This window comes from Calothrix rhizosoleniae SC01 (genome assembly GCF_900185595.1).
GTDB lineage: Bacteria > Cyanobacteriota > Cyanobacteriia > Cyanobacteriales > Nostocaceae > Calothrix_A > Calothrix_A rhizosoleniae.
Genome location: NZ_FYBH01000084.1, coordinates 1 through 2,225, shown reverse-complemented (window position 1 = coordinate 2,225; position 2,225 = coordinate 1). Strand labels below are relative to the sequence as shown.

Genomic DNA, 2,225 nt, shown 5'->3' with positions numbered 1-2,225 from the left:
GAGGATTGGGAATCACCAATATCTCTGGTTTAACTAAACTAGCACTTGAAGAAACTTCCACTAAACCAGGTAAGCCTCGCATCTGTTTTTCTAAATCTGTGGCTGCTTGATTTAATGCTTGGGGATTTTCGCTACGCAGCAGAATGCTTAAGCCTTTATCACCACTTACAGATGCTAAATTTTCAAAACTAATTTTAGCACCAGGGATATCTGCAAATTTCGGGCGTATTTGTGACTCAAAATCTGTTTGAGAGATAGTTCTACCTTCTTCTTTAGATTTGATATTAATGGTCAAAGTTGCGGAACTTACCCCTTTTGAAGCAAATACAGATTTGACTAATGGGTTTGCTTGAAAAAGATTGGTGGTTTGGGTGACTACTCTATTGGTATCTTGCAATGTGGAACTGGGAGGAAGTTTTATATTAACCGTAGCAATACCAATGTCACCATTATCAATTAAACCCTTGGGAATTAAGGGAACTAACATTAAACTGGCAATAAAAAATGCCAAAGCAATACCTAGGGTTGTTAACCTGTGACGTAATGCCCATTGTAGAAGAGATTTGTAAGGTTGAAAACGACGGGAGGAAGAGGAGGGAAAGAGTGAAAAAGTGAGGGAGGGAAGGAGTCTTTTTTTATATCTCCCTTTTCCTATTCCCTTCTCTGACTTATGTTCTAATAAATACGCCCCCATCATCGGTGTGACCATCCGCGCTACTAAGGTAGAGAAGACTGTAGCGGCGGAAACCGTAACGGCAAAGGGTTGAAAAAATTGACCAGTAACACCACCTAAAAAAGCCACTGGTAAAAATACGGCAATAATTGTTGCTGATGTCGCAATCACTGCCAGACCCATTTCTGCGGAAGAATCAAAGGCAGCTTGTCGTGGGGTTTTACCCATAGCTAAGTGCCGTTCCATATTTTCAATTTCTACCACCGCATCATCTACCAAGTTCCCTACAGCTAACCCCAATCCCAATAAGGTCATATTGTTGAGGGTATAACCTAAAGCATATTGAACCGCAAAGGTGGGAATAATTGATAGGGGTAAGGTAATGGCTGTGATTGATGTGGCTCGCCAATCTCGTAAAAACAGTAAAATTACTAGTACTGCCAATACAGAAGCCAGCAATAGCTCATCCATAGTACTTTTATAAGATTGGCGCACAAAGGTGGCTCTGGTAGAAATTAAATCTAGTTGGACATCAGGTGGCAGGGTTTTCTCTAATTCGGCAATCGCAGCTTTGACTCCCTCCTCCACTTCTACCATCACACTACCAGTACTACGTAATACTTGGAAACCCACCACGGGTTTATTGTTTAAACTGGCACTTTGGCGGACATCTGCAAAACTATCTTCTACAGTTCCCAAGTTAGATAAAGGTACAGAGCCACCCCCAGGCAAGAGGATTTCATAGGTTTTGAGGATGTTGATACTGGGTGCATTACCCAAAGTTCTAATGGTTTGTTCCTTACCTCCAATCTCAGTTCTTCCTCCTGGAAGATTAATATTTAACGCCCGAATTTGGTCATTGACTTGGGTGGCGGTAATACCTAAGGATTCTAAACGATTGGGGTTGAGGTTGATGCGAACTTCCCGATCAACTCCCCCCACACGCCTAATTTGTGACACACCTTTAACAGATAGTAAGGTGCGGCTAATGGTTTGGTCTACCAGATTACTTAATTCCTGCACCGACTGTTTATCGGAACTCACCACATAGGACATAATGGGGCCACCGATAAATTCCAACCGTTGGACAATGGGGTCATTAATATCTGGGGGTAAACTTTGGCGAATTTGAGCCACTGCATTACGTACATCATTAGTGGCGCGATCTGTATTTGTCCCTATGAAAAAGTTAATAGTAGTATAAGAAACACCATCCCTCACAGTAGAACGCAGCTCGTCAATATTTCCTAAGCCAGCCACAGCATCTTCTATTTTTTTCGTGACTTGGCTTTCCAGTTCTGCAGGACCACTACCTGGTTGAGTCACTGTAACTTGGACTGTAGGAATATCAATATTAGGATTGATATCAATTCCCAAAGAATTGAAAGAGAACCAACCAAATAACGTTATAACTAAAAATAAAACGATTGTGGGAATCGGTTTTTTAATTGACCATGCAGAGATATTAAAAGACATAGAAAAGTTGGTGTTTGGTGGTTGGTGGTTGGTGGTTGTTAGTTGTTGGTTGGTGGTTGGTGGTTGTTAGTTGTTA

The 2,225-nt window shown here is 41.5% G+C and carries 1 protein-coding gene; it reads right to left on the bottom strand.

The features are described from left to right. Positions 1-2,149: efflux RND transporter permease subunit (locus tag CALSC_RS04935; protein ID WP_088240292.1), on the bottom strand; the 2,149-nt coding region annotated here is incomplete at its 3' end. Positions 2,150-2,225: the final 76 nt, after the last annotated feature.